Source organism: Pseudomonas sp. OV546 (assembly GCF_900116845.1).
GTDB classification, from domain to species: Bacteria; Pseudomonadota; Gammaproteobacteria; order Pseudomonadales; family Pseudomonadaceae; genus Aquipseudomonas; species Aquipseudomonas petroselini.
In genome coordinates, this window is the sequence record NZ_FPCE01000004.1 from 260,222 (window position 1) to 285,051 (window position 24,830).

17 protein-coding genes are annotated in these 24,830 nt (G+C 61.0%); 8 read left to right on the forward strand and 9 right to left on the reverse strand.

The features are described 5' to 3' along the window. Positions 1-129: 129 nt before the first annotated feature. A complete protein-coding gene (locus tag BM403_RS11575) occupies positions 130-1,407 on the forward strand; it encodes an O-acetylhomoserine aminocarboxypropyltransferase/cysteine synthase family protein (protein WP_093542862.1) in 1,278 nt (425 codons plus the stop codon). On the opposite strand, the gene BM403_RS11580 is transcribed toward BM403_RS11575, so the two are convergent. The 3 genes from BM403_RS11580 to putP form a co-directional block, all read right to left on the reverse strand. Next, positions 1,393-2,076 carry a DUF4123 domain-containing protein gene (locus BM403_RS11580; protein WP_224795905.1) on the reverse strand — a complete coding sequence of 228 codons (684 nt, stop codon included), beginning with the start codon at positions 2,074-2,076 and terminating at the stop codon, positions 1,393-1,395. The genes BM403_RS11575 and BM403_RS11580 overlap by 15 nt on opposite strands. A gap of 15 nt (positions 2,077-2,091) precedes the next feature. After that, positions 2,092-4,116, reverse strand: coding sequence for a type VI secretion system Vgr family protein (locus BM403_RS11585; protein WP_093542866.1), 2,025 nt, complete (start codon positions 4,114-4,116; stop codon positions 2,092-2,094). Positions 4,117-4,320: 204 nt separating this feature from the next. Continuing rightward, the gene (putP, locus tag BM403_RS11590) at positions 4,321-5,805 is read right to left on the reverse strand and encodes a sodium/proline symporter PutP (RefSeq protein WP_012721853.1); all 1,485 of its coding nucleotides are present in this window, start codon (positions 5,803-5,805) and stop codon (positions 4,321-4,323) included. 460 nt (positions 5,806-6,265) lie between these two features. On the opposite strand from putP, the gene putA reads away from it, so the two are divergent. Together putA and BM403_RS11600 are read left to right on the forward strand one after the other, a co-directional pair. Continuing rightward, positions 6,266-10,219: a trifunctional transcriptional regulator/proline dehydrogenase/L-glutamate gamma-semialdehyde dehydrogenase gene (putA, locus tag BM403_RS11595; protein ID WP_012721852.1), complete on the forward strand. Its 3,954-nt coding sequence runs from the start codon at positions 6,266-6,268 to the stop codon at positions 10,217-10,219. Between the two features lie 204 nt (positions 10,220-10,423). Next, positions 10,424-12,226, forward strand: coding sequence for an acyl-CoA dehydrogenase (locus BM403_RS11600; RefSeq protein WP_093542868.1), 1,803 nt, complete (start codon positions 10,424-10,426; stop codon positions 12,224-12,226). On the opposite strand, the gene BM403_RS11605 is transcribed toward BM403_RS11600, so the two are convergent. Together BM403_RS11605 and BM403_RS11610 are read right to left on the reverse strand one after the other, a co-directional pair. Then, the gene (locus BM403_RS11605) at positions 12,223-12,516 is read right to left on the reverse strand and encodes a cell division protein ZapA (RefSeq protein ID WP_012721850.1); all 294 of its coding nucleotides are present in this window, start codon (positions 12,514-12,516) and stop codon (positions 12,223-12,225) included. The genes BM403_RS11600 and BM403_RS11605 overlap by 4 nt on opposite strands. After that, positions 12,513-12,743 (reverse strand): hypothetical protein, encoded by a 231-nt coding sequence (locus tag BM403_RS11610; protein ID WP_012721849.1) that lies wholly within the window; start codon positions 12,741-12,743, stop codon positions 12,513-12,515. Before BM403_RS11610 ends, BM403_RS11605 begins: the two co-directional genes overlap by 4 nt. A 277-nt stretch (positions 12,744-13,020) precedes the next feature. Between BM403_RS11610 and BM403_RS11615 the strand changes: the two genes are divergently transcribed. The 4 genes from BM403_RS11615 (at position 13,021) to selO (ending at position 21,668) form a co-directional block, all read left to right on the forward strand. Then, complete coding sequence (locus tag BM403_RS11615) at positions 13,021-14,646, forward strand: methyl-accepting chemotaxis protein (protein WP_093542870.1); 1,626 nt, start codon at positions 13,021-13,023, stop codon at positions 14,644-14,646. A 333-nt stretch (positions 14,647-14,979) separates the two neighbouring features. Then, positions 14,980-16,722, forward strand: a complete 1,743-nt coding sequence (locus BM403_RS11620) for a potassium/proton antiporter (protein ID WP_012721847.1) — start codon at positions 14,980-14,982, stop codon at positions 16,720-16,722. A 50-nt stretch (positions 16,723-16,772) separates the two neighbouring features. Further along, positions 16,773-20,156, forward strand: coding sequence for a mechanosensitive channel MscK (gene mscK, locus BM403_RS11625; RefSeq protein ID WP_046033884.1), 3,384 nt, complete (start codon positions 16,773-16,775; stop codon positions 20,154-20,156). Positions 20,157-20,204: 48 nt separating this feature from the next. After that, entirely contained in the window at positions 20,205-21,668 is a 1,464-nt protein-coding gene (gene selO, locus BM403_RS11630; protein WP_093542873.1) for a protein adenylyltransferase SelO, read from the forward strand. Between the two features lie 4 nt (positions 21,669-21,672). Here selO and BM403_RS11635 read toward each other — a convergent pair whose 3' ends face one another. After that, positions 21,673-22,074 (reverse strand): helix-turn-helix domain-containing protein, encoded by a 402-nt coding sequence (locus BM403_RS11635; RefSeq protein ID WP_012721844.1) that lies wholly within the window; start codon positions 22,072-22,074, stop codon positions 21,673-21,675. Then, positions 22,071-22,367, reverse strand: a complete 297-nt coding sequence (locus tag BM403_RS11640) for a type II toxin-antitoxin system HigB family toxin (RefSeq protein WP_046033881.1) — start codon at positions 22,365-22,367, stop codon at positions 22,071-22,073. Before BM403_RS11640 ends, BM403_RS11635 begins: the two co-directional genes overlap by 4 nt. Positions 22,368-22,603: 236 nt before the next feature. On the opposite strand from BM403_RS11640, the gene trxC reads away from it, so the two are divergent. Continuing rightward, positions 22,604-23,038, forward strand: coding sequence for a thioredoxin TrxC (trxC, locus tag BM403_RS11645; protein ID WP_012721842.1), 435 nt, complete (start codon positions 22,604-22,606; stop codon positions 23,036-23,038). Positions 23,039-23,085: 47 nt separating this feature from the next. On the opposite strand, the gene BM403_RS11650 is transcribed toward trxC, so the two are convergent. Next, complete coding sequence (locus BM403_RS11650) at positions 23,086-23,307, reverse strand: DUF6124 family protein (protein ID WP_012721841.1); 222 nt, start codon at positions 23,305-23,307, stop codon at positions 23,086-23,088. A 469-nt stretch (positions 23,308-23,776) separates the two neighbouring features. Beyond that, the gene (locus BM403_RS11655) at positions 23,777-24,547 is read right to left on the reverse strand and encodes a ParA family protein (RefSeq protein ID WP_012721840.1); all 771 of its coding nucleotides are present in this window, start codon (positions 24,545-24,547) and stop codon (positions 23,777-23,779) included. Positions 24,548-24,830 lie beyond the last annotated feature (283 nt).

The window sequence follows — 24,830 nt, forward strand, 5'->3', positions numbered from 1 at the left end:
CAAGTGCAGGGCGGCGTGCCGGGCGGTGCTTATGTCGAAAAGGCAGGCTTGCGACTGAAAAAAATCTAAATGCCGGCGCCGGGGCGGATTTATTGTGGCGATCCACCATCCAGGGAGGTCAGTAACCCCATGAAAGACGCCACCATCGCGCTGCACCACGGCTTCAAGTCGGACCCGACCACCAAGGCCGTCGCCGTGCCGATCTACCAGAACGTCGCGTTCGAATTCGACAACGCCCAGCACGGCGCCGACCTGTTCAACCTGGATGTGCCTGGCAACATCTACACGCGGATCATGAACCCCACCAATGACGTGCTGGAGCAGCGCATCGCCGCGCTCGAGGGCGGTATCGCAGGCCTGGCGGTATCGGCGGGCAGCGCGGCCATCCACTACGCGATCCAGACCCTCACCCGGGCGGGCGACAATATCGTCACCACCCCGCAGCTCTACGGCGGCACCTACACCTTGTTCGCGCACTTGCTGCCGAGCTTCGGCGTCGATGTGCGTTTCGCCCGTGATGACTCAGCCGCCGCCATCGCGGAACTGATCGACGACAATACCAAGTTGGTGTACTGCGAAAGCATCGGCAACCCCGCGGGCAATATCATCGACATCGAAGCCCTGGCCAACGTCGCCCACGCCCGAGGCGTACCGCTGGTGGTGGATAACACCGTGGCCACGCCGATCCTGTGCAAGCCGATCCAGTTCGGTGCCGATATCGTGGTGCACTCGGTCACCAAATACATCGGCGGCCATGGCAACTCCCTGGGCGGCGTGATCGTCGACAGCGGCACCTTCCCCTGGACCGATTACCCGGACAAATTCCCCGGCCTCAACAACCCAGAGCCCGCCTACCACGGCGTGGTCTACACCGAAAAATTCGGCCCTGCCGCTTTCATCGCCCGCGCTCGCACCGTGCCGCTGCGCAATACCGGCGCGGCGCTGGCACCGATGAACGCCTTCCTGCTGTTGCAAGGTCTGGAAACCCTGGCCCTGCGCATGGAGCGCCATACCGAAAACGCCTTGAAAGTCGCGCAGTTCCTGCAAGGGCATGCCGATGTGGAGTGGGTCAGCTACGCCGGCCTGCCGGATCATCCGCACCACGCACTGGCGCAGAAATACCTGCAGGGCAAACCGTCAGCGATCCTGTCCTTTGGTCTGAAGGGTGGCTACGACGCCGGTGTACGCTTCTATGACGCACTGCAAATCTTCAAGCGTCTGGTGAACATCGGCGACGCCAAATCCCTGGCCTGCCACCCCGCCTCCACCACCCACCGGCAGATGAACGAGCAGGAACAAGCCAAGGCCGGCGTAAAGCCGGAGATGATTCGCCTGTCGGTCGGCATTGAGGCGATTGAAGACCTACTCGAAGACCTGCAGCAGGCGCTGGGTTCAACTCAGCTCTGAGGCCAGGTAGTCGGCCAGCGCCTGATAGTGGGTATCCGCACCGCGCGCGAAGTAGGCGACCTTGTGCTGCAAGGTCGTCGGTGCACAGGCGGTGTAGAGGTCGGGTCGTTGCTCTTCGAGCCATTGCAACAGGTTGTGGATAAGGGTGTGTGGCGATTGCTCAGCCAGGTGCTCCAGTAACGCTGATGGCACTCGCCACCATGGGCTGGCCTTGGCCGCAGTGACCGGGCCCGTCGCGCCCGCCAGCGACTGGCCATTGATCAGGTAGCGCTGGAAAACCGGCAATATCTCATCACTTCGCTGCTGAATGATCGGCAGAAACTGCGCCCCATCCCAAAAGCGCAAAAACACTTCCTGGCCATCCGGTAGGAACACCTTGGTCAGGCTTTGCAGGTGTGCAATCACGCTTTCCAGCGGGCTGGACGATACGGCCAGCCAGCCCCAATCCGTAGCATCAGTGGAAGCGGCCCACTCAAGGAATGGGCTGTCCGGCTCGACAACAGCCACATAGGGCATGACCTCCGCCCACGTCGCATAGGCCGTGCCGGCCCACACGGATTGTGGCGAGGTTCCGGCGGCAAGCGCTCGCCAAGCCTCCAGGGGCTTGGCGTCACTGGCAGCGCCCATGACCGCGAAGATCTGTTCACCCGCACGCAAGGGTTGAAGCATCGGCATACAGTCCTTTTAAGGTTGGGGTGCATTGCTGTGTCGGGGGAGATCGCACTGGCCGTTCTTGCAGCGCTCACACTCTTCGCAAAACGGTGCGCTGCGCTTGAAACTGGCCACTTGCACACGGCTCAGCGGCGCCGGAATCACGGCCAGTAACGTCTCTTTCACGCCAGGCATCAACGGTGCGGCCGCCGGAGCGGGCGAGCTGCCAAGCTGGATCGGCACACTGCTGAAAATCCCACCGGCCGACAGCGTGATCGACTGCCCACCCGCCTGGATCGTGACAGTCGCGCCCGCATCAATGACGACGCTTTGCCCTGCCCCTATCTGAATAGCCCGCTCGGCGCGCACCTGCTGCGAACCGGCGACCACCACGTGATCATCCTGCTTGAGCTGCGTCAGACGATTGCCGTGGGTAATGCGCTGCTCTTCACCGCGCAACTCATGGTGCGACTCGCCACCCACGGTGATACGACGCCCGTTATCGACCTGCACCTGTTGATCATGCAGTACATGCTGCGTCCAATCCCGCTGGGCGCGCAGGTAGATTTCCTCGGTGCCCTTGCGGTCCTCGATACGTAGCTCGTTGTAGCCACCGCCGCCCGGGCTGCTCTGGCTGCGCAAGATACTGCGGGTCTTGTCCGCCGGCAGGTCGAGGGGCACCTGGGTCGCCGCGTTGGGCAAACAGCCCATCACCAACGGCATGTCCATGTCGCCATTGACGAAACCCACCAGCACTTCCATGCCGACTCGCGGGATCAGCACCGAACCATAGCGATCATGCGCCCACCCACTGGCAACCCTCAGCCAGCAACTGGAATGGTCGTTATGTTCACCGGCACGGTCCCAGGCCAGTTGCACCTTGACCCGGCCGTACTCATCGCAATGGATTTCACTGTCGGCGGGGCCGGTCACCACGGCATGTTGATAACCCGAGATCACTGGGCGCGCATGCTCGTCCAGAGACGGGCGGAAAATCACGTCCCACGGCGCGGCGATAAAGTTGTTGCGATAACCCTGGCGAAAGTCCCCACCGGCGACCTCGGTCACAGCCTCTTCCAGGACTTGCGGTTGTTTACCCTCGTGGGTCACGTGTGTCGCCAACCACAGGCCATTCCACTCTTCCCGTGGGTGGGCCGCCAGCCTGAGGAACCTGCCGCTGGCCAATGCCGGTTCATCACCGTTGCCATGGGCGATGCGGTAATCACTGCGATGACGCTCCAGGCTTCGCTGCGCAAGGTATTTGCCATGGGCGCGGTCGCTGAAATGACCAGGGTAATCCTGCGTTTCAAGCGTCGGAAGCTGCTCGCCAGCGACCGCGCTTTCCAGGCCCAGGTTCGGCTTGCGAAAGTCGTAATCGCGCAGGTTCACAGCCGTGGTGCGGGTCTGCACCTGCACCGCAAACCGCTTGATTGCCGGGGTATCCGCCACCATCCCGGAACCGGGGGTGTAAGGCGTGGGCTGTTCGGGCTGGGCAAAGACCGTCTGGTCATCCCCAAACACCAGCAAATGCCCCTCGGCCGAATGCTGGAAGTGATAGTGAATGCCCAACTCCGCGCACAGCCGCTGAATGAACGCCAAGTCAGTCTCGCCAAACTGCACACAATACTCGCGCTCGTGGTAGGCACCGCTGAGCCGGAATTCGAAGCGGTCACTCTGGATGCCCTGCCCCTCCAGTACCTGCGCAACAATCTGCGGCACCGTCTTGTGCTGGAAAATGCGCTGGTGGCTGCTGTGCGCCAGATAGGCCAGCTGCGGCACAAGCGTCAGCTGATAACGCGTCAGGCGCCGTCCGGAATCGCCCTGAGCCACCCGGTAGACCAGCCCATGAACACCATGGCCCTGATCATCGAACCCGAGATACACCTGGCGATGCAGCAAGCCTTCCAGGTCGAGATCGGGCTGTTCGCTGACCAACTCGAGGTCAAAATGATAAGGCTGGCTGATGGATTCACGGCCCGTAAACTCGAACACCTTGAGTTCACTGGGCTCACCGTCGAGGGACAGGGTAAAGGCACTTTGATTGGCAGGAGCGAACATCCGGTGTTTCTCTGCGAGGGGTGGGGGGCTGATTTTGCATCACTGTTCCCCCCTCCTGGGCCCGCCCTGGACAAATCAGTAAAACCCTACACAAACGCGTCGGAATCCTCTTCGGAGCGGCGTAAAACACAGGTAAAAAAAGGCCCGCTATCCGTAGGACGCGGGCCTTTCTCTCAACTCAACAGGCGATTAATGCCCGACGAATCATTTGTTGAGGTTGTAGTCCTTCTCCGCCGCATCAAAACGCTCGACCATACCTGCGGTCGGTGCGCCCATCTTGCTCACGAAGTAGATCGCCAGGCTGGCGAAAATAAAGCCTGGAATGATCTCGTACAGCCCCAGCAGTTCGAAGTGTTTCCATACGATCACGGTGATCGCGCCGACCAGGATACCGGCCAGTGCGCCGTTACGGGTCATGTGTTTCCAGATCACCGAGATCAGCACCACAGGGCCAAACGCGGCGCCGAAACCGGCCCAGGCGTAGCTGACCAGGCCGAGTACGCGGTTGTTGGGGTTGGCGGCCATGGCGATGGCGATCAGCGCAACCAGCAGCACCATCAAGCGACCGACCCACACCAACTCAACCTGGGAGGCGTTTTTGCGCAGGAAGGTTTTGTAGAAGTCTTCGGTCAGGGCGCTGGAGCACACCAGCAATTGGCAGCTCAGGGTGCTCATCACGGCAGCCAGAATGGCCGACAGCAGTACACCGGCGATCCACGGGTTGAACAGCAGCTTGGCCAGTTCAATGAACACACGTTCGTGGTTTTCGGTCACAGGACCGGCCACTTCCGGGTGCGCCGAGAAGTAGGCGATACCGAAGAAGCCCACGGCCACGGTGCCACCCAGGCACAGGATCATCCAGGTCATGGAGATGCGACGTGCGTTGGCAATCGACTTGACCGAATCCGCCGCCATGAAACGCGCGAGGATGTGCGGCTGGCCGAAGTAACCCAGGCCCCAGCCCATCAGCGAGATGATGCCGATGAAGGTGGTGTTTTTCAGCATATTGAAGTTGTCAGGGTTCTTGGCTTCGATCGCCAGGAAGGTGGTATCGACACCACCGGTAGCCAGCAGCACGATGATCGGCGTAAGGATCAGCGCGAAGATCATCAGCGTGGCTTGTACGGTGTCGGTCCAGCTCACGGCCAGGAAACCACCGACGAAGGTGTAGGCAATCGTTGCAGCAGCACCGGCCCACAGCGCAGTCTCGTAAGACATGCCGAAGGTGCTTTCGAACAGGCGGGCACCGGCGACGATGCCGGACGCGCAATAGATGGTGAAGAACACCAGGATCACCACGGCGGAGATGATCCGCAGCAGGCCGCTTTTATCTTCGAAACGGCTGGAGAAGTAATCCGGCAGGGTCAGTGCGTCGCCGTTGTGCTCGGTCTGTACCCGCAGGCGACCGGCGACGAACAGCCAGTTGAGGTAGGCACCGACGATCAGGCCAATGGCAATCCAGCTTTCCGACAAACCAGACATGTAGATCGCGCCCGGCAGGCCCATCAACAACCAGCCACTCATGTCGGAAGCGCCGGCCGACAAGGCAGTCACCACGCTACCGAGGCTGCGACCGCCCAGGATGTAATCGGAAAGGTTGTTGGTGGAGCGATAGGCCATGAAGCCGATCAGCACCATTGCTGCGATGTAGATCACGAACGTGATCAGGGTTGGATTACTAACGCTCATAAGAGTGACGCCCTGGCTTTGTTTTTATGTAGCGACGGTCTGTCAGACGGCCACCCATTGGAAGTAGGTAGACGTAGCTGCGTGCCGCGCATTTATGACTGACGTTTCCCCAGGAAAGCCGTCAGCCGATGAACCGACCCGTGGAGGTGGTTGCACCTTGGCCGCGAATGCTATTCAACAAAGCAAATAAGGTGCAACCAGTTTCGCGAGAATAAGTTGCACCCAGGTGTGAAAAGTGCAAAACACCCCGTTTTTGCTCCTTTTCGGAGCAAGAACAGCCGATCTCAGAAGCAAACGCACCAGGACGAAGCGGATTCTGTCGAAGGCCAAATTATTTCCGATCAAGCGTTAGAAATTTCATGAACAAAATGGGTTGCACCCGGTTGCACCTATTCATGCGCAAAGCTAATCTGGCGGCCAGCTGATGCCACTCGGTAGTGGCACCCATGAGGATAACAAAATGGCTACGACCACCCTTGGGGTCAAACTAGACGACCCGACCCGCGAGCGCCTCAAGGCGGCCGCGACCTCCATTGATCGCACGCCGCACTGGCTGATCAAGCAGGCGATTTTCAATTACCTGGAGAAACTGGAGGGTGGTGCAACCCTGACTGAACTCAATGGTTTGAGCAGCAACGGCACTGACGACGCAGGCGACGTCCAGACGGATCACGCCCACCAGTGCTTCCTTGAGTTCGCTGAAAGCATCCTGCCGCAATCCGTGCTGCGCGCCTCGATCACCGCCGCTTACCGCCGCCCAGAGCCGGAAGTCGTGCCGATGCTGATCGAGCAGGCCCGCCTGCCGGCGCCAATGGCCGAAGCCACCAACAAGCTTGCTGCGTCGATTGCCGAGAAACTGCGTAATCAGAAAAGCGCCGGCGGCCGTGCCGGGATTGTTCAGGGCCTGCTGCAGGAATTTTCCCTGTCATCCCAGGAAGGCGTGGCCTTGATGTGCCTGGCCGAAGCGCTGCTGCGCATCCCGGACAAAGGCACTCGCGACGCGCTGATCCGCGACAAGATCAGCACCGGTAACTGGCAGCCGCACTTGGGCAACAGCCCGTCGCTGTTCGTCAACGCTGCGACCTGGGGCCTGCTGCTGACCGGCAAACTGGTCGCCACCCATAACGAAGCGGGGTTGACCTCGTCCCTGAGCCGCATCATCGGCAAGAGCGGCGAACCGATGATCCGCAAGGGCGTCGACATGGCCATGCGCCTGATGGGCGAGCAGTTCGTCACCGGCGAAACCATCGCTGAAGCCTTGGCCAATGCGAGCAAGTTCGAAGCCAAGGGCTTCCGCTACTCCTACGACATGCTCGGTGAAGCCGCGCTCACCGAACGTGATGCGCAGAAGTACCTGGCCTCGTACGAACAAGCCATTCACTCCATCGGCAAAGCCTCCCACGGCCGTGGGATTTATGAAGGCCCTGGTATTTCCATCAAGCTGTCGGCGCTGCACCCGCGCTACAGCCGTGCGCAGTACGAGCGCGTGATGGACGAGCTGTACCCGCGCCTGCTGTCGCTGACGCTGCTGGCCAAGCAATACGACATCGGCCTGAACATCGACGCCGAAGAAGCCGACCGCCTGGAGCTGTCCCTCGACCTGCTCGAGCGCCTGTGCTTCGAACCGCAACTGACCGGCTGGAACGGCATCGGCTTCGTGATCCAGGCCTACCAGAAACGTTGCCCGTACGTGATCGACTACGTCATCGACCTGGCGCGCCGCAGCCGCCATCGCCTGATGATCCGTCTGGTGAAAGGCGCGTACTGGGACAGCGAAATCAAACGCGCCCAGGTCGAAGGCCTGGAAGGCTACCCGGTGTACACCCGCAAGGTGTACACCGACGTTTCCTACATTGCCTGCGCACGCAAACTGCTGTCTGTGCCGGAAGTCATCTACCCGCAATTCGCCACGCATAACGCCCACACCTTGTCGGCCATCTACCATATCGCCGGTCAGAACTATTACCCGGGCCAGTACGAGTTCCAATGCCTGCACGGCATGGGTGAACCGTTGTACGAGCAGGTGGTAGGCAAGGTTTCCGACGGCAAGCTGAACCGTCCGTGCCGCGTGTACGCACCGGTCGGCACCCACGAAACGCTGCTGGCTTACCTGGTACGTCGCCTGCTGGAAAACGGCGCGAACACCTCGTTCGTCAACCGCATTGCCGACCAATCCATCTCGATCCAGGAGCTGGTGGCCGATCCAGTGGCCAGCATCGAGCAGATGGCCACGCTGGAAGGCGGCTTCGGCCTGCCGCACCCGCGTATTCCACTGCCGCGCGACCTGTACGGCAGAGACCGCGCCAACTCGGCCGGCATTGACCTGGCTAACGAACACCGTCTGGCATCGCTGTCCTGCGCCCTGCTGGCGACCGCGCACAACAACTGGAAAGCCGCACCGATGCTCGGTTGCGCTGCCAGCGAGCAAGCGGCGGCGCCGGTACTGAACCCATCCGACCTGCGTGATGTGGTCGGCCATGTGCAGGAAGCCACCGTCGAAGACGTCGACAACGCCATCCAGTGCGCCATCAGCGCCGGTCCGATCTGGCAGGCCACCCCGCCCGCCGAGCGTGCCGCGATCCTGGAGCGTGCCGCCGACCTGATGGAAGGTGAGATCCAGCCATTGATGGGCCTGCTGGCCCGCGAAGCCGGCAAGACCTTCGCCAACGCCATCGCCGAAGTGCGTGAAGCCGTAGACTTCCTGCGCTACTACGCGGTGCAGGCGCGCAACGATTTCACCAATGACGCCCACCGCCCACTGGGCCCCGTGGTGTGCATCAGCCCGTGGAACTTCCCATTGGCGATTTTCAGCGGTCAAGTGGCTGCCGCACTGGCCGCCGGCAACCCGGTATTGGCCAAGCCGGCCGAACAAACCCCGCTGGTCGCCGCACAAGCCGTGCGCATCCTGCTGGAAGCCGGCATTCCGGAAGGCGTGCTGCAACTGCTGCCGGGCCAGGGCGAAACCGTCGGTGCCCGCTTGGTAGGTGATGATCGCGTCAAAGGCGTGATGTTCACCGGCTCCACCGAAGTGGCGCGCCTGCTGCAACGCAATGTCGCCGGTCGCCTGGATGCCCAGGGCCGTCCGATTCCGCTGATCGCCGAAACCGGTGGCCAGAACGCGATGATCGTCGACTCCTCGGCGCTGACCGAACAAGTGGTCATCGACGTGGTGTCCTCGGCCTTCGACAGCGCTGGCCAGCGTTGCTCGGCCCTGCGCGTACTGTGCCTGCAGGAAGATTCGGCAGACCGCGTCATCGAAATGCTCAAGGGCGCCATGGCGGAATGCCGCCTGGGCAACCCGGAGCGCTTGTCCGTCGATATCGGCCCGGTGATCGATGCCGAAGCCAAGGCCGGCATCGAGAAACACATCCAGGCCATGCGCGACAAAGGCCGCAACGTTTACCAGGTGGCGATTGCCGACGGCGAAGAGATCAAGCGCGGCACCTTCGTGACACCTACCCTGATCGAGCTGGAAAGCTTCGATGAACTGCAACGTGAAATCTTCGGCCCGGTGCTGCACGTGGTGCGCTACAAGCGCAAAGAGATCGACCAGCTCATCGGTCAGATCAACGCTTCCGGCTACGGCCTGACCCTCGGCGTGCATACGCGCATCGACGAGACCATCGCCAAGGTGATCGACAACGTCAATGCCGGCAACGTCTATGTGAACCGCAACATCGTCGGTGCCGTAGTGGGCGTACAACCGTTCGGCGGCGAAGGCCTGTCGGGCACTGGCCCGAAAGCCGGTGGCCCGCTGTACCTGTATCGCCTGCTGTCGACTCGTCCTACGGATGCCATCGAGCAATCCTTCGTACGCGGCGACGCATTGGCCGCACCGGACGTGCGCCTGCGCGACGCCATGAGCCAACCGCTGACCGCCCTGAACACCTGGGCCGACAGCAATAAGCTCAGCGAACTGAGCGCCTTGTGCAGCCAGTTCGCCGCGCAATCGCAAAGCGGCATCACCCGCCAACTGGCCGGCCCGACCGGCGAGCGCAACAGCTACGCCATCCTGCCCCGCGAGCACGTGCTGTGCCTGGCGGACGTGGAAGGCGACCTGCTGACTCAACTGGCGGCGGTGCTGGCCGTCGGCGGCTCGGCGGTATGGCCGGAAACCGACCTGACCAAGGCCTTGTTCCCACGCCTGCCGAAGGAGATTCAGGCGAAGATCAAGCGCGTGGCCGACTGGACCAAGGACGAGGTGGTGTTCGACGCAGTTCTGCACCACGGGGATTCCGACCAGCTGCGTGCGGTGTGCCAGCAAGTGGCCCAGCGTGGTGGCGCGATTGTTGGGGTGCATGGTTTGTCCCAGGGCGAGACCGCGATTGCGCTGGAGCGGTTGGTGATCGAGCGGGCGTTGAGCGTTAACACGGCGGCAGCTGGCGGTAACGCCAGCCTCATGACTATCGGTTAACTGCCTGAAGGAATGCAGTCAGGCATGTGGGAGGGGGCTTGCCCCCGATAGCGGTGGATCAGCCAATACACTTGGTGACTGACACATCGCCATCGGGGGCAAGCCCCCTCCCACATTTGCCTGTGCATCACCCAAATCAATCTTGCTATCCAGCTTCTATTCGCACACTTAGACTCAGGCCAATTCCTCCAAAGGTAAGCCGCCATGTCCGAGACGCTGCTCAGTTCCCGCAATCTGGCTTTCGAGCTGTACGAAGTCCTCGATGCCGAGGGCCTGACCCAGCGCGAGCGGTTTGCCGAGCACACCCGCGAAACCTTCGACGCGGCCATCAGCACCGCCCGCACGATCGCCGAGAAGTATTTCGCCCCCCACAACCGCAAGAACGACGAAAACGAACCCCGTTACGAAGACGGCCAGGCGATCCTGATTCCGGAGGTGAAACCGGCGGTGGATGCGTTCCTCGAAGCCGGCTTTCTCAACGCGGCGCGTAGTTTCGAAGCGGGCGGCATGCAACTGCCCACGCTGCTGTCTCAAGCCTGTTTCGCGCATTTCCAGTCGGCCAACGCCGCCTCGACGTCCTACCCGTTCCTGACCATGGGGGCCGCCAACCTGATCGAAAGCTTCGGCACCGACGATCAGAAACAGCGCTTTCTGCAACCGATGATCGACGGCCGTTTCTTCGGCACCATGGCCCTCACCGAACCCCACGCCGGTTCATCGCTGTCGGATATTCGTACCCGCGCAGAGCCTGCGGCCGACGGCACGTATCGACTCAAGGGCAATAAGATCTTCATCTCCGGCGGCGATCACCCGCTGTCGGAAAACATCGTGCACATGGTGCTGGCGAAGCTGCCGGACGCACCGGCTGGGGTGAAGGGCATTTCGCTGTTTATCGTGCCCAAGTTCCTGGTCAACGACGACGGCAGCCTGGGCGAGCGCAACGACGTACTGCTGGCGGGGCTTTTCCACAAGATGGGCTGGCGCGGCACCACGTCCACGGCGCTGAATTTCGGCGATAACGGCCACTGTGTCGGCTATCTGGTGGGCAAGCCGCACCAAGGTTTGAGCTGCATGTTCCAAATGATGAACGAAGCACGCATCGGCGTGGGCATGGGCGCGGTGATGCTCGGTTACGCCGGCTACCTCTACTCCCTGGAGTACGCCCGCGAACGCCCGCAAGGGCGTCTGCCCGACAGCAAAGACCCTACGACCGCGCCGGTCTCGATCATCCAGCATGCCGACATCAAACGTATGCTGTTGACGCAAAAAGCCTACGTGGAAGGTGCCTTCGACCTGGGCCTCTACGCCGCACGCCTGTTCGACGACACCACCACCCTGGAAACCGACGCCGAGCGCAAGCACGCCCACGAACTGCTGGACCTGCTGACGCCCATCGTCAAATCCTGGCCCTCGGAGTTCTGCCTCAAGGCCAACGAACTGGCGATCCAGATCCTCGGTGGCCACGGTTACACCCGTGAATACCCGGTGGAACAGTACTACCGCGATAACCGCCTGAATCCGATTCATGAAGGCACCCATGGCATCCAGTCCCTGGATTTGCTTGGGCGCAAGCTGGCGCAGAACGGTGGCGCGGGCTTGAAGCAACTTATCAGGCTGATGGCCGAAACCGGTGCCCGCGCGCAGGAATACCCAAGCCTCAGCCCACTCAGGGAACCGCTGGAACAGTTGGTCAACCGCCTGCAAAGCGTGACGATCGGCCTGCTGACGGATCTCGCCCACGGCAAGGTCAACAGCAGCCTGGCGAACTCGGCGCTGTACTTGAAGGTGTTCGGGCATACGGTGATTGGCTGGCGCTGGCTGGAACAGGCGATTCGCGCCGAAGAAGGACTGGCCAAGGGCGAGGCGGCCGATGTGGCCTTCTATAAAGGCAAGCTCCAGGCCGCCCGGTACTTCCTGACCTGGGAAGTACCGAGCTGCCATCATGAGCTGGCAATTCTGGAGGCCCGCGATGATACGTGCCTCAGTATGCAAGATGAGTGGTTCTAAGGCGTTCCGATCGCCTTGGAAATCACATCGACCGTGGCGCTGACTTGCTCTTGGTAACGGTCGAGTTCCTGCTGGTGCGCCTGCTGCATTTCGATCTGCTCGGCGCACAGGTTCAGCGCCGCCAGCACCAGTAACTTGTCACCGATCAGGGTCGGGTACTTTTTCTTGGTGTTGGCCAGGGAGGCCTTGAGCAGGGTCACGGCGTGCATCAGGGTTTTATCTTCGCCGGCCGGTGCCTTGATCGAGTAATCCTCTCCGAGAATCGAAACGACCTTTATCCCTTCACTCATGCGCTGACAGGCCCTGCGCTCACACGCTCAACCAGCGCCTGGATACGCGCGGCGGTCGCGCCGTGTTTTTCTTCCTGCTCCATGAGGTTCAGTTGCAGGCTGTCGTTCTCATCCTTGGCACGCGCCAGTTCGGCCTTGAGGGATTCGTTGCTGCCCAACAGGTCCTGATTCTGCTGTACGAGGTCGCTGACCAGTTGTTCCAATTGGCTGAGGGATGCTTCTAACATTTTGATTTCTCGGGCTTTTTCAAAGGGCGGTGACGATAAAGAAAATTCACCTCGGATGCCAGGGTTATCCCCGGCGCGCAGCCCGTTTTTTAAGGGCCGGGCCGCACTTTCGAGCCTTAGTGACTGCATTTACCCGATCTGGTTCCTGAATCGGCCAAACCCCTCGTCAGATGCGACAAAACCGCACAGGCCCCTTTAGACTTTAGTCGTACGACCGATAGAGAGGCACAGACCGTCTCATGGCCGCACGGATCGCGCTCTCCCCCAGGATTCCCGCATGTCGCTACGTAATATGAATATCGCTCCGAGGGCCTTCCTCGGCTTCGCGTTTATTGGCGCATTGATGCTGCTTCTCGGTATTTTCGCGCTGAATCAGATGAGCAAGATCCGTGGCGCCACCCAGGACATCACCCTGTCCAGCGTCCCGAGCATCCGCGCCCTTGATGACTTCACCCAACTCACCTTGCGCCTGCGGGTGTTGTCCTATCGCTTGCTGACCAACCGCGAGCCGGACGTTCAGCAAAAGACCCTGGAAGCCTTCGAACTGCGCAACCAGCAGATCCGCGCCGCTCAGGGCACTTACGAAAAACTGATCGACAGCAGTGAGGAGCGCTCGATCTACGACGAATACATCCGCCTGCTTGCCCAGTACCAACAGATTGAAGCGCGCATGAAGAGCCTGTCGCGCGCCAACCAGGTCGAAGAGCTGCGCACCCTGCTCAACACCGAACTGTTGAGCAACTCCGAGCAGGTCAACACCGTGCTCAACCGCCTGCTGGACTACAACAACAAGGCCGCCCTTGCCACCAACCAACAGGCTGAAGACCAGTACAACATGGCCTTCAACTGGGTGATTGGCCTGCTGATTATCGCCACGGCACTGACGATGCTGTTCGCCTGGCTGCTGACCCGCAGCATCACCCTGCCCATTTCCCTGGCACTGGAAGCGGCGGAAGAAGTGGCCGAAGGCAACCTGACCCGCCCGATCAAGGTCGACGGCAACGACGAAGCCGGACGCCTGCTGGCGGCCATGGCCAAGATGCAGGACAAACTGCGCGACACCCTGCAACGCATCGCGGGTTCCGCCAGCCAGTTGGCGTCGGCCGCCGAAGAACTGAACGCGGTCACCGACGAAAGCGCCCGTGGCCTGACCCAGCAAAACAACGAAATCGAACAAGCCGCCACGGCGGTGAACGAGATGACCAGTGCCGTCGAAGAAGTCGCACGCAATGCGGTCAGCACGTCCGAAGCTTCGCGCAACGCCACCACCTCCGCCGGGGATGGCCGTGATTTGGTGCAGGAAACCGTCAGCGCCATCGAACGCATGAGCGGCGACGTACAAGCGACCGCAACACTGATTGGCGACTTGGCCAATGAATCGCGCGATATCGGCAAGGTGCTGGACGTGATTCGCGGCCTGGCTGACCAGACCAACCTGCTGGCCCTGAACGCCGCCATCGAAGCGGCCCGTGCGGGTGAAGCCGGCCGTGGCTTTGCGGTGGTCGCCGATGAAGTGCGGGCCCTGGCCCATCGCACCCAGCAGTCGACCAGCGAAATCGAACGGATGATCGGCAGCATCCAGGCCGGCACCGAGCACGCGGTGGACTCGATGCGCAACAGCACCGAACGCGCCGAATCGACACTGAACATCGCCAAAGGCGCCGGGATGTCACTGGACACCATCAACACCGCGATTGTGGAGATCAACGAACGCAACCTGGTCATCGCCAGCGCGGCGGAAGAGCAGGCGCAGGTGGCGCGGGAAGTGGACCGTAACCTGGTGAACATCCGTGATTTGTCGGTACAGTCGGCCACCGGTGCCAGCCAGACCAGTGCGGCGAGCAGCGAGTTGTCGCGCCTGGCGGTGGATCTGAACGGGATGGTAGGACGCTTCCAGCTCTAACTGACACCCATCAGAAAAGTTTGTAGTGAGCAGGCTTGCCCTGCGCTGGGCTGCGAAGCAGCCCCAACCGTCACACCTCATTTTTACAGATAGACCGCGGTGAATGGTTTTGGGGCTGCTTCGCAGCCCAGCGCAGGGCAAGCCTGCTCACCACAACAAGCCCTGCTCATCACAACAGGCCTGCCCAACACAACAAGCGCCCTGCCACATTCGGATCCCTGTGAATCAGAAAAAGCTTTTTGACAGCGCAGCAATTCAACAGGTTAGAATCGCTGGCACGCAGACTGCATGGTCAGTTTGCGCCCTGTCTTGTTTGCTCATGGAGTACTGCCTTTGAATGCGACGACCATCAACAGCCTGTTCTTGATCGGCGCGTTGCTGGTGAGTGCGAGCATTCTGGTAAGTTCTCTGTCGTCCCGCCTGGGCATCCCGATCCTGGTGATCATCCTGGCCGTGGGCATGGTCGCCGGCGTCGATGGCGGCGGCATCATCTTCGATAACTACCCGACCGCCTATCTGGTGGGCAACCTCGCGCTGGCAGTGATCCTGCTCGACGGCGGCCTGCGCACGCGGGTGGCGAGTTTCCGCGTGGCACTTTGGCCGGCGTTGTCGCTGGCCACGGTGGGGGTGTTGATTACCACCGGCCTCACCGGCATGGCGGCAGCCTGGCTGTTTGACCTCAATATCATCCAGGGCCTGTTGATCGGCGCGATTGTCGGTTCCACGGACGCCGCGGCGGTGTTCTCGTTGCTCGGCGGCAAGGGCCTGAACGAACGGGTCACCGCCAGCCTGGAAATCGAATCCGGCAGCAACGACCCGATGGCGGTGTTCCTCACCGTCACCTTGATCGACATGCTCGCCAGCGGCCAGACCGGCCTGCACTGGAGCCTGCTGACGCACCTGGTGCGCGAGTTCGGCATCGGCGGCGTGGTCGGCCTGGGTGGCGGCTGGCTGATGCTGCAGATGGTCAACCGCATCAACCTGGCCACCGGCCTGTACCCGATCCTGGTGATCGCCGGTGGCCTGTTCGTGTTTGCCGTGACCAACGCCCTGCACGGCAGCGGCTTCCTCGCCGTGTACCTGTGCGGCCTGGTGATCGGCAACCGCCCGGTGCGCAGCCGTCATGGCATTTTGCATATGCTCGACGGCATGGCGTGGCTGGCGCAGATCGGGATGTTCCTGGTGCTGGGCCTGCTGGTTACACCCCACGACTTGCTGCCTATCGCGCTGCCGGCCCTGGGCCTGGCGCTGTGGATGATCCTGTTTGCGCGGCCGCTGTCGGTGATGGTCGGCCTGCTGCCATTCAAGGCGTTCCACGGCCGCGAAAAAGCCTTTATCGCCTGGGTCGGCCTGCGCGGCGCGGTACCAATCATTCTGGCAGTGTTCCCGCTGATGGCCGGGCTGCCGCATGCGCAGCTGTACTTCAACCTGGCGTTCTTTATCGTGCTGGTCTCGCTGCTGGTGCAGGGCACCAGCCTGCCGTGGGTGGCCAAACTGCTCAAGGTCACCGTACCGCCGGACCCGGCGCCGATTTCCCGCGCAGCCCTGGAAGTGCATGTCACCAGCGAGTGGGAGCTGTTCGTCTACCGCCTCGGTGCGGAAAAATGGTGCATCGGCGCCGCCCTGCGCGAACTGAAAATGCCTGAAGGCACGCGGATCGCCGCGCTGTTCCGTGGCCAGCAACTGCTCCATCCGTCGGGTAGTACCGTGCTGGAAGTCGGCGATTTGCTCTGCGTGATCGGCCACGAACACAACCTGCCGGCCCTCGGCAAACTGTTCAGCCAGGCACCGCAACGCGGTTTGGATTTACGCTTCTTCGGCGACTTCGTGCTCGAAGGCGACGCCCAGCTGGGCGCGGTTTCCGCCCTGTACGGCCTGAAGCTGGAAGGCATCGACCCGGACATGCCGCTGAGCCGCTTCATCACCCAGAAAGTGGGGGGGGCGCCAGTCGTCGGCGACCAGGTGGAGTGGAACAACACCATCTGGACCGTCGCGGTCATGGACGGGAACAAGATTGGCAAAGTCGGCGTCAGATTCCCCGAAGGAAGTCGCCCGGGCCCCGGACTCTTCCTCTAAACTGCGGGGCGACGACGCCCCCGATTCTTCACCTTGCTCGACCGGTCTCTATGCCAACCCTGCGCACTTTTCTCGCCACTGCCCTGCTGGGCTTGACTCTTTGTATCGGCACCGTTCACGCGGCCGACCCGCCCAGCGCCGACGCCATCCAGCAAACCCTGGACAAGCTGCCTGACCGCAAGCTGCCCGATGCCGACATGAAGGCGCTGCAGACCATCCTGCAACAGACCCTGACCTACCTCGGCAACAAGCAGGATTACGAGCAGCGGCTGGTCGATCTCAAGCGCCAATTGGAAGATGCGCCGCGCCAGACCGTCGAGAACCAGCGCGAGCTGACCCGGCTCAAGGCCACCAAAATCATCCCGGTCGCCCAGCGCTACGCCAGCCTGCCGGTGCCCCAGCTTGAGCAATTACTGGTGCAGCGCAGCACCCAGCAAGGCGACCTGCAGAAAGAACTGGCCGACGCCAACAGCCTGTCCATCGCTGCCCAGACTCGCCCGGAGCGCGCCCAGACCGAGATTAGCAGCAGCCAGACGCGTATCCAGCAGATCAATTCGATCCTCAAGGCCGGCAAAGACAACGGTAAATCCCTCAGCGGCGACCAGCGCAACCAGCTCAACGCCGAACTCGCGGCCCTCAACGCGCTGATCCCGCTGCGTCGCCAGGAACTGGCCGGCAACAGCCAACTGCAAGACCTGGGCAACAGCCAGCACGACCTGGTGATGGAAAAGACCGCGCGCCTGGAACAAGAGATCCAGGACCTGCAGACCTTGATCAACCAGAAGCGTCTGGCCCAGTCCCAGCAGACCGTGACCCAACAGTCCATCGAAGCGCAAAAGGCCGGCGGCAGCAGCCTGCTGGCCACGGAAAGCGCGGCCAACCTGAAGCTGTCCGACTACCTGCTCAAAAGCACCGACCGCCTCAACGACCTGACCCAGAAAAACCTGCAGACCAAACAGCAACTCGACACCGTAACCCAGAGCGATTCGGCCCTCGACGAGCAGATCAACGTGCTCAAAGGCAGCCTGCTGCTGTCGAAGATCCTCTACAAACAAAAGCAGGCCTTGCCGCGCCTGACGGTCGACCGCGACCTGGCGGACGATATCGCCAACATTCGCCTGTACCAGTTCGAGGTCAACCAGCAGCGCGAGCTGATCAGCTCGCCCAGTGCCTATGTGGATAACTTGCTGGCGAACCAATCGCCGGAAGACGTCACCCCGCAACTGCGCCGTACTTTGCTGGAACTGGCGATCACCCGCAGCGACCTGCTGGAGCGCCTGAGCCGCGAGCTGAGCGCGCTGCTCAACGAGTCCATCACCCTGCAACTGAACCAGAAACAACTGCTCAGCACCGCCACGACATTGCGGGCGACGCTGGATGAGCAGATGTTCTGGATTCCCAGCAACAAGCCGTTGGATACCGAGTGGCTGGAAACCGTCCCGGCGCATCTGAGCAAGCAAGTCACCACCCTGCCCTGGGCGTCCAGCGTCAGCGAACTGTACGACGGCCTGACCCAACGCCCGCTGCTGTTCCTGCCGCTGCTGCTGTTGATCGGCGCGCTGCTGTGGCGACGCAAAGCCCTGTACCAGCGCCTGAACAAGGTCCACCTGGACATCGGTCACTTCAAGCGCGACAGCCAATGGCACACGCCGCAGGCCATCCTGATCAATATCCTGCTGGCGATGCCGGTGTCCCTGGGCTTGGCGCTGTGCGGTTACGCACTGCAGATCGACGCCCGGGGGCAAAACGCCAACTTGGGCGCGGCCTTGCTGCAGATCGCCCAGGCGTGGCTGGTGTTCTACACCGCCTACCGCATCCTGGCGCCAGGCGGCGTGGCCGAACTGCACTTCCGCTGGGAAAAACCCCAGGTCGAATTCCTGCAAGGTTGGGTGCGCAAGCTCGGGCTGGTGGTGCTCGCGCTGGTGGCCGTGGTGGCGATTGCCGAGCACCAACCGGCGGCGCTCGCCGACGACGTGCTGGGCATCGGCGTGGTACTGACCTGTTATGCGCTGATGGCCTGGCTGCTGGGTCGCCTGCTGCTGCATAGCCCGACCCATGAAAAAGCCTCGCTGTTTCGCAAGGCCGTGGGCCTGTTATTCACCGCACTGCCCGTCGCGTTGTTTATCGCCGTGTGCTTCGGCTATTACTACACCGCGCTCAAGCTCAGCGACCGGCTGATCAACACCCTGTACTTGCTGATGTTCTGGCTGGTGATCGAAGCCACCTTCGTGCGCGGCCTGGGCGTTGCCGCCCGGCGCCTGGCTTATGCACGCGCCCTGGCCAAACGCCAGGCCGCCAAGGAAGCCGGCGACGGTGAAGCGGTGATCGAAGAGCCGACCCTGGACATCGAGCAGGTCAACGAACAGTCCATGCGCCTGATCCGCCTGGCCCTGCTCGGCGGCTTTATCGCAGCGCTGTACTGGGTGTGGTCGGACTTGATCTCGGTGTTTTCCTACCTCGACAACGTCACCCTCTACGAATACACCAGCGGCACCGGCGCGAATATCAGCATGGTGCCCATCAGCATCGGCGACTTGCTCGGCGCGCTGATCATCATCGGTATTACCTTCGCGCTGGCGCGCAACCTGCCCGGCCTGCTGGAGGTGCTGGTGCTGTCCAAGCTGGAGCTGGCCCAGGGCAGCGCCTACGCGACCACCACCTTGCTTTCGTACGTGATTGCCGGCGTCGGTTTTGTCTCCACCTTGTCGACCCTCGGCGTGAGCTGGGACAAGTTGCAATGGCTGGTGGCGGCACTGTCGGTGGGCTTGGGCTTCGGCATGCAGGAGATCTTCGCCAACTTTATCTCCGGCATCATGATCCTGTTCGAACGCCCGGTACGCATCGGCGACACCATCACCATCGGCAACCTGTCGGGCACGGTGAGCAAGATCCGCATCCGCGCCACCACGATCACCGACTTTGATCGCAAGGACATCATTGTCCCGAACAAGACCTTCATCACCGGGCAACTGATCAACTGGTCGCTGACCGACACCATCACGCGGGTCACCCTGAAACTCGGCGTGGACTACGGCTCCGACTTGGACCTGGTGAAGGAGCTGCTGCTCAAGGCCGCCAGGGAAAACCCACGGGTACTGAAAGAACCCGAACCGCACGTGTACTTCCTCAACTTTGGCGAAAGTACCCTCGACCACGAACTGCGCATGCACGTGCGTGACCTGGGTGACCGCAACCCGGTGCTGGACGAGGTCAACCGCTACATCAACCGTGAATTCAAGAAACAGCACATCAACATCTCGTTCCGGCAGATGGAGGTGTACCTCAAGAACATGCACGGTCAGGAGTACAAGCTGGTGCCGGTCGAGGATGATCGCAAGACCATCGCTGGGCCGGCCCCGGAGCAGGACGCCCCCGAGCCGCCAGCCAGCAAAGTTGATGACGCGCCGGAACCGCCGCCGAGCAAACTCGACTAACCGCGCTATCCCCAGCAGAATGCTCGGACATTCTGCTGGAGATGGCCGGTGAAAGCCCTCGACGAACTGACCTTCGACAACCGCTTCGCACGCCTGGGCGACGCGTTCTCAACCCACGTACTGCCCGAGCCCCTCGACGCGCCGCGCCTGGTCGTGGCAAGCCCGGCCGCCATGGCCCTGCTCGACCTTGACCCCAACGTTGCCGAAACGCCGGTGTTCGCCGAGCTGTTTGGTGGCCATAAGCTGTGGGCCGAGGCGGAACCGCGGGCGATGGTCTATTCCGGGCATCAGTTCGGTGGCTACACCCCGCAACTGGGCGATGGCCGTGGGTTGTTGCTGGGCGAGGTGTACAACGAGGCCGGCGAACACTGGGACCTGCACCTCAAGGGCGCCGGGATGACGCCTTACTCGCGCATGGGCGATGGGCGCGCCGTGTTGCGCTCGTCGATCCGCGAGTTCCTGGCGTCCGAAGCGCTGCACGCCCTGGGCATCCCCAGCAGCCGCGCATTGTGCGTGATCGGTTCCGACACACCCGTATGGCGCGAGAAGCAGGAACGCGGCGCCATGGTGTTGCGCATGGCTCACAGCCATATCCGCTTCGGCCATTTCGAATACTTCTACTACACCAAGAAACCCGAGCAGCAGGCCGAGTTGGCCGAACACGTGCTGAACCTGCACTACCCCGAATGCCGCGAACAGCCTGAACCCTACCTGGCCATGTTCCGCGAAATCGTCGAGCGCAATGCCGAACTGATCGCCAAATGGCAGGCCTATGGCTTTTGCCACGGGGTAATGAACACCGACAACATGTCGATCCTCGGTATCACCTTCGACTTCGGGCCGTTTGCGTTCCTGGACGACTTCGACGCGCACTTCATCTGCAACCACTCCGACCACGAGGGGCGTTACTCCTTCAGCAACCAGGTGCCGATCGGCCAGTGGAACCTCAGCGCCCTGGCGCAGGCGCTGACGCCGTTCATCAGCGTTGATGCCTTGAAGGAAGCGCTCGGCCTGTACCTGCCGCTGTACCAGGCCAATTACCTGGACCTGATGCGCCGCCGCCTGGGACTGACCACCGCCGAAGACGATGACCAGAAGCTGGTCGAGCGGTTATTGAAGCTGATGCAGAACAGCGGCGTGGATTACACGCTGTTCTTCCGGCGCCTGGGGGATGAGCCCGCGGCGCTGGCGGTGACGCGGCTGCGCGATGACTTTGTCGACCTGGCCGGGTTTGATGCCTGGGCCGAGCAGTACAAGGCCCGCGTTGAACGGGATGGCGACAACAGCGAAGAACAACGCCGTGCGCGGATGCATGCGGTGAACCCGCTTTACATCCTGCGCAACTACCTGGCGCAGAACGCTATCGCGGCCGCCGAGTCAGGGGATTACAGCGAAGTGCGGCGGTTGCATGAGGTGCTGTCAAAGCCGTTCGAGGAACAAGCGGGGATGGAGCAATACGCGCAGCGGCCACCGGATTGGGGCAAGCATTTGGAGATTAGTTGTTCGTCGTAAACCTTTAAATGAAGGTTTCTACTGATACGCCGAAGCGCTCAGCCAGCCAACGAATTTGCCGTATGTTGAGTTGGCGTTTTCCACTCAATACCTCAGAGACCACCGACTGGGCACCAACCCCCGGCAGGTCGCTCTGAGTGAGGTTGTGTTCGCGCATCATGTAGCGCAATACATCAGCACCACTGGCGACGGGCATTGGGCGGTGCTTATGATCGTAGGCTTCGATCCAGTCACTGAGGATATCCACCAGGCTCATCAGCGGACTGTCTTCATTTTCACCGATCAGGCTCAGCAACTCGTCCAAACCACATACCAGCGCGTCGTAGTCTGCCTCGTTTTCTGGTTTGCGCATCACGGGTGAAACAAATTGCCAGTGTTCGGCGGCTACTCGCATAAGCGCGCTCATCTGATGTTTTCCTTCCATTTATCTTTCTCATAATCGCGGTGATCAATCAGATGCTTGATGTAGACGCGCTGCGCCTGATACTCCACGCCAGCAATCAACCTCAGCTTATTGCCTCCAATATCGAAAACGTGAAACTCCCCGACCTTATCCGTGGCGGGGAACATGGCTTTCATCGCCGCGAAATCTTTGGGGGCATTTCGCTTCATTACTCGATACCACTGATCCAACGCGGTTGCTGACCGTGGCCACTTTTCCTTTGCTTCCCAGATCCTTTTCTCGCTGATCACTCGCATGCAACATCCTTATCGCATCTTGCTATGAAGGTTAAACTCGAATTCCGAATATCGCAATTTGCGATAATCGCAAACAGACCAATGGTTCAAAACAGAACAGGCTCTGACAGCCTAGATAGGCGACCCCACATCAGCACGGGCAAAACTGTCAGTGGATAAGTCACCCTCTCCCCGCCTTGATAAACACCTCGCCCGACTCCAGATACAGTCCATTGGCAACACCCAAGGAGCCCATCATGTCCGAACCGCTTGTAATCCCCTGCCCTCATTGCAACGGCCTCAACCGCATACCCGGTGAACGCCTGGGCGATGCGCCCAAATGCGGGCGCTGCAAGCAGCCGGTTTTACTGAACAAGCCTTTTGAGCTGAAGCAAGGCGATTACGCCAGCCAGATCAAAGGCGATTTGCCGTTGCTGGTGGATGTGTGGGCCGACTGGTGTGGGCCGTGTAAATCGTTTGCGCCGGTGTTCGAGCAGGCGGCCGGGCAGTTGGCGGGCAAGTGCCGCTTGGCCAAGCTGGACAGCGAGGCCAATCAACAGCTGTCGGCGCAGTTGGGGATTCGCTCGATCCCCAGTTTGATTCTGTTCAAGAACGGCCGCGAAGTGGCCCGCCAGAGCGGAGCGTTCCCATTGCCGCAGTTGATGAGCTGGTTGCGTAGCCAGGGCGTGTAACTCGACCTTGAAAACCACCCAGCCCCCTCCCACATTTTGACCGCGCTTTACCTTGAGGCCAGCGGGGCTTCACGGTCCATCATCTGGCTGACCAGCAGTACGCCCAGTTCGCTCAATTGGTGGATGGCCAAGGCAACGTCGCGGTGTTCGCCGCTGAGGTCGTTGGACAGGTTGAGCAACAGGGTTCGGACGGAGGAGAAGGTTTCGTAGCTGTTGAGGATGAGGGTTTCGGTGGGGAGGTTGGGTGCAACGGTATAAAGGTTAACCATGGATCGTCTCCGAGCAGGAGCCGCAGCCAACCGCTACTAAACGGAGGGTGGCAGCTGTACGCAGGTTAGTAGACCGGGGAGACGCAACCGGCGCGCCCGAAAGCGCCCTCCGTACAGCCACCGTCAAGTTCAGGAAGGTCCTGATTGACGAATTACTGCACGTCTCACCACGGGCTACTAAACCCGATCACTGAACATTCAGCGACCCAGGAACCTTAGAGACGCCCATCCAGACGCACAAGCCAGCGGATTCTGGCTTACCTGTAGGCAACGTTACAAGACACAACCCCCATTGCCAGACCCGTCCTACAGACTGTGTGGGACACATCCATTTCCATCTGCCGAAACGCGATAAAAATGTGGGAGGGGGCTTGCTCCCGATAGCAGTGTGTCAGTCAGTACATCTGTGACTGAAGCACCGCAATCGGCAGCAAGCCCCCTCCCACAGGGTGTTGTGTTGTCGTTTAGATCACGCGTTTTCCAGCAGGTTATGCAGCTCCACAAACTGCTGCGTCAGCTTATGCCGTGGGTCCAGGTGGATCAGGGGTTTGTTCTCCTGGTGCGACTCACGCATGCGCACGGAACTGGCCAGGTACACCGGCAGCACCGGCAAGCCTTCGGCAATCAATTCATCCAGCATCTGCTGGGGCAGGCTCGCCCGGGCCTGGAACTGATTGACCACGATGCCTTCCACTTCCAGGCCTTCGTTGTGGTCTTCCTTCAGTTCTTCGATTTCAGCCAGCAGGCCATACAACGCCTGGCGCGAGAAGCTGTCGCAATCGAAGGGAATCAGTACACGATCAGCGGCGATCAACGCCGAAACCGCATAGAAATTCAGCGCCGGTGGCGTATCCAGGTAAATCCGGTCGTAATCCTCGCTCAGCTCATCCAGCAGCTTTCGCAGCTTGTTGATCTTATGCTTGGCCTCAAGCTTGGGCTGCAGGTCCGCCAATTCGGCGGTCGCGGTGATGACGTGCAGGTTGTCGAAGGGGGTTTCGTAGATATCCACCCGGTTTTTCTTCGAAAACGGCCCGGAAGACAGGGTCTGCTTGAAGAATTCGGCAATGCCCATCGGTATATCGTCGCCGGTCAGCCCGGTGAGGTACTGGGTTGAATTGGCTTGTGCATCGAGGTCCACCAACAGGGTTCGATAGCCTTCGCTGGCGCTCACCGCCGCCAGGTTGCAGGCGATGCTGGACTTGCCCACGCCGCCTTTCTGATTGAACACCACACGCCGCATGGAAAAACCTCCGTGTATCAATGAATGTCCGAGTGTAGAGGGCAAAAGCGCCTGTTAGCTACCTCGTTCATCCATGCACTGCTGCATCACGAACCATTGGCGATCTGGCTGTCATACACAGCTCACAGGTTAAAAAGAACCGTCCCACGCACCATCCCAGCCCCAGGTGAAGGAAAATCTGTAAATCTTTTTCATCTATTTGTAATTCCCTATGCACAATTCTTTACCAAAGTTTGCTAGAACCCCACGGCACCGGGATAATGCGCGCCATTCGGCTATTGCT

Coding starts and splice junctions, on each gene's coding strand:
- BM403_RS11575 (WP_093542862.1), top strand. CDS start 130: ATGAAAGACGCCACCATCGCGCTGCACCACGGCTTCAAGTCGGACCCG.
- mscK (WP_046033884.1), top strand. CDS start 16,773: ATGCCAACCCTGCGCACTTTTCTCGCCACTGCCCTGCTGGGCTTGACT.
- BM403_RS11580 (WP_224795905.1), bottom strand. CDS start 2,076: ATGCTTCAACCCTTGCGTGCGGGTGAACAGATCTTCGCGGTCATGGGC.
- BM403_RS11600 (WP_093542868.1), top strand. CDS start 10,424: ATGTCCGAGACGCTGCTCAGTTCCCGCAATCTGGCTTTCGAGCTGTAC.
- putA (WP_012721852.1), top strand. CDS start 6,266: ATGGCTACGACCACCCTTGGGGTCAAACTAGACGACCCGACCCGCGAG.
- BM403_RS11640 (WP_046033881.1), bottom strand. CDS start 22,367: ATGCGAGTGATCAGCGAGAAAAGGATCTGGGAAGCAAAGGAAAAGTGG.
- BM403_RS11635 (WP_012721844.1), bottom strand. CDS start 22,074: ATGAGCGCGCTTATGCGAGTAGCCGCCGAACACTGGCAATTTGTTTCA.
- BM403_RS11585 (WP_093542866.1), bottom strand. CDS start 4,116: ATGTTCGCTCCTGCCAATCAAAGTGCCTTTACCCTGTCCCTCGACGGT.
- BM403_RS11615 (WP_093542870.1), top strand. CDS start 13,021: ATGTCGCTACGTAATATGAATATCGCTCCGAGGGCCTTCCTCGGCTTC.
- putP (WP_012721853.1), bottom strand. CDS start 5,805: ATGAGCGTTAGTAATCCAACCCTGATCACGTTCGTGATCTACATCGCA.
- trxC (WP_012721842.1), top strand. CDS start 22,604: ATGTCCGAACCGCTTGTAATCCCCTGCCCTCATTGCAACGGCCTCAAC.
- BM403_RS11650 (WP_012721841.1), bottom strand. CDS start 23,307: ATGGTTAACCTTTATACCGTTGCACCCAACCTCCCCACCGAAACCCTC.
- BM403_RS11605 (WP_012721850.1), bottom strand. CDS start 12,516: ATGAGTGAAGGGATAAAGGTCGTTTCGATTCTCGGAGAGGATTACTCG.
- BM403_RS11655 (WP_012721840.1), bottom strand. CDS start 24,547: ATGCGGCGTGTGGTGTTCAATCAGAAAGGCGGCGTGGGCAAGTCCAGC.
- BM403_RS11610 (WP_012721849.1), bottom strand. CDS start 12,743: ATGTTAGAAGCATCCCTCAGCCAATTGGAACAACTGGTCAGCGACCTC.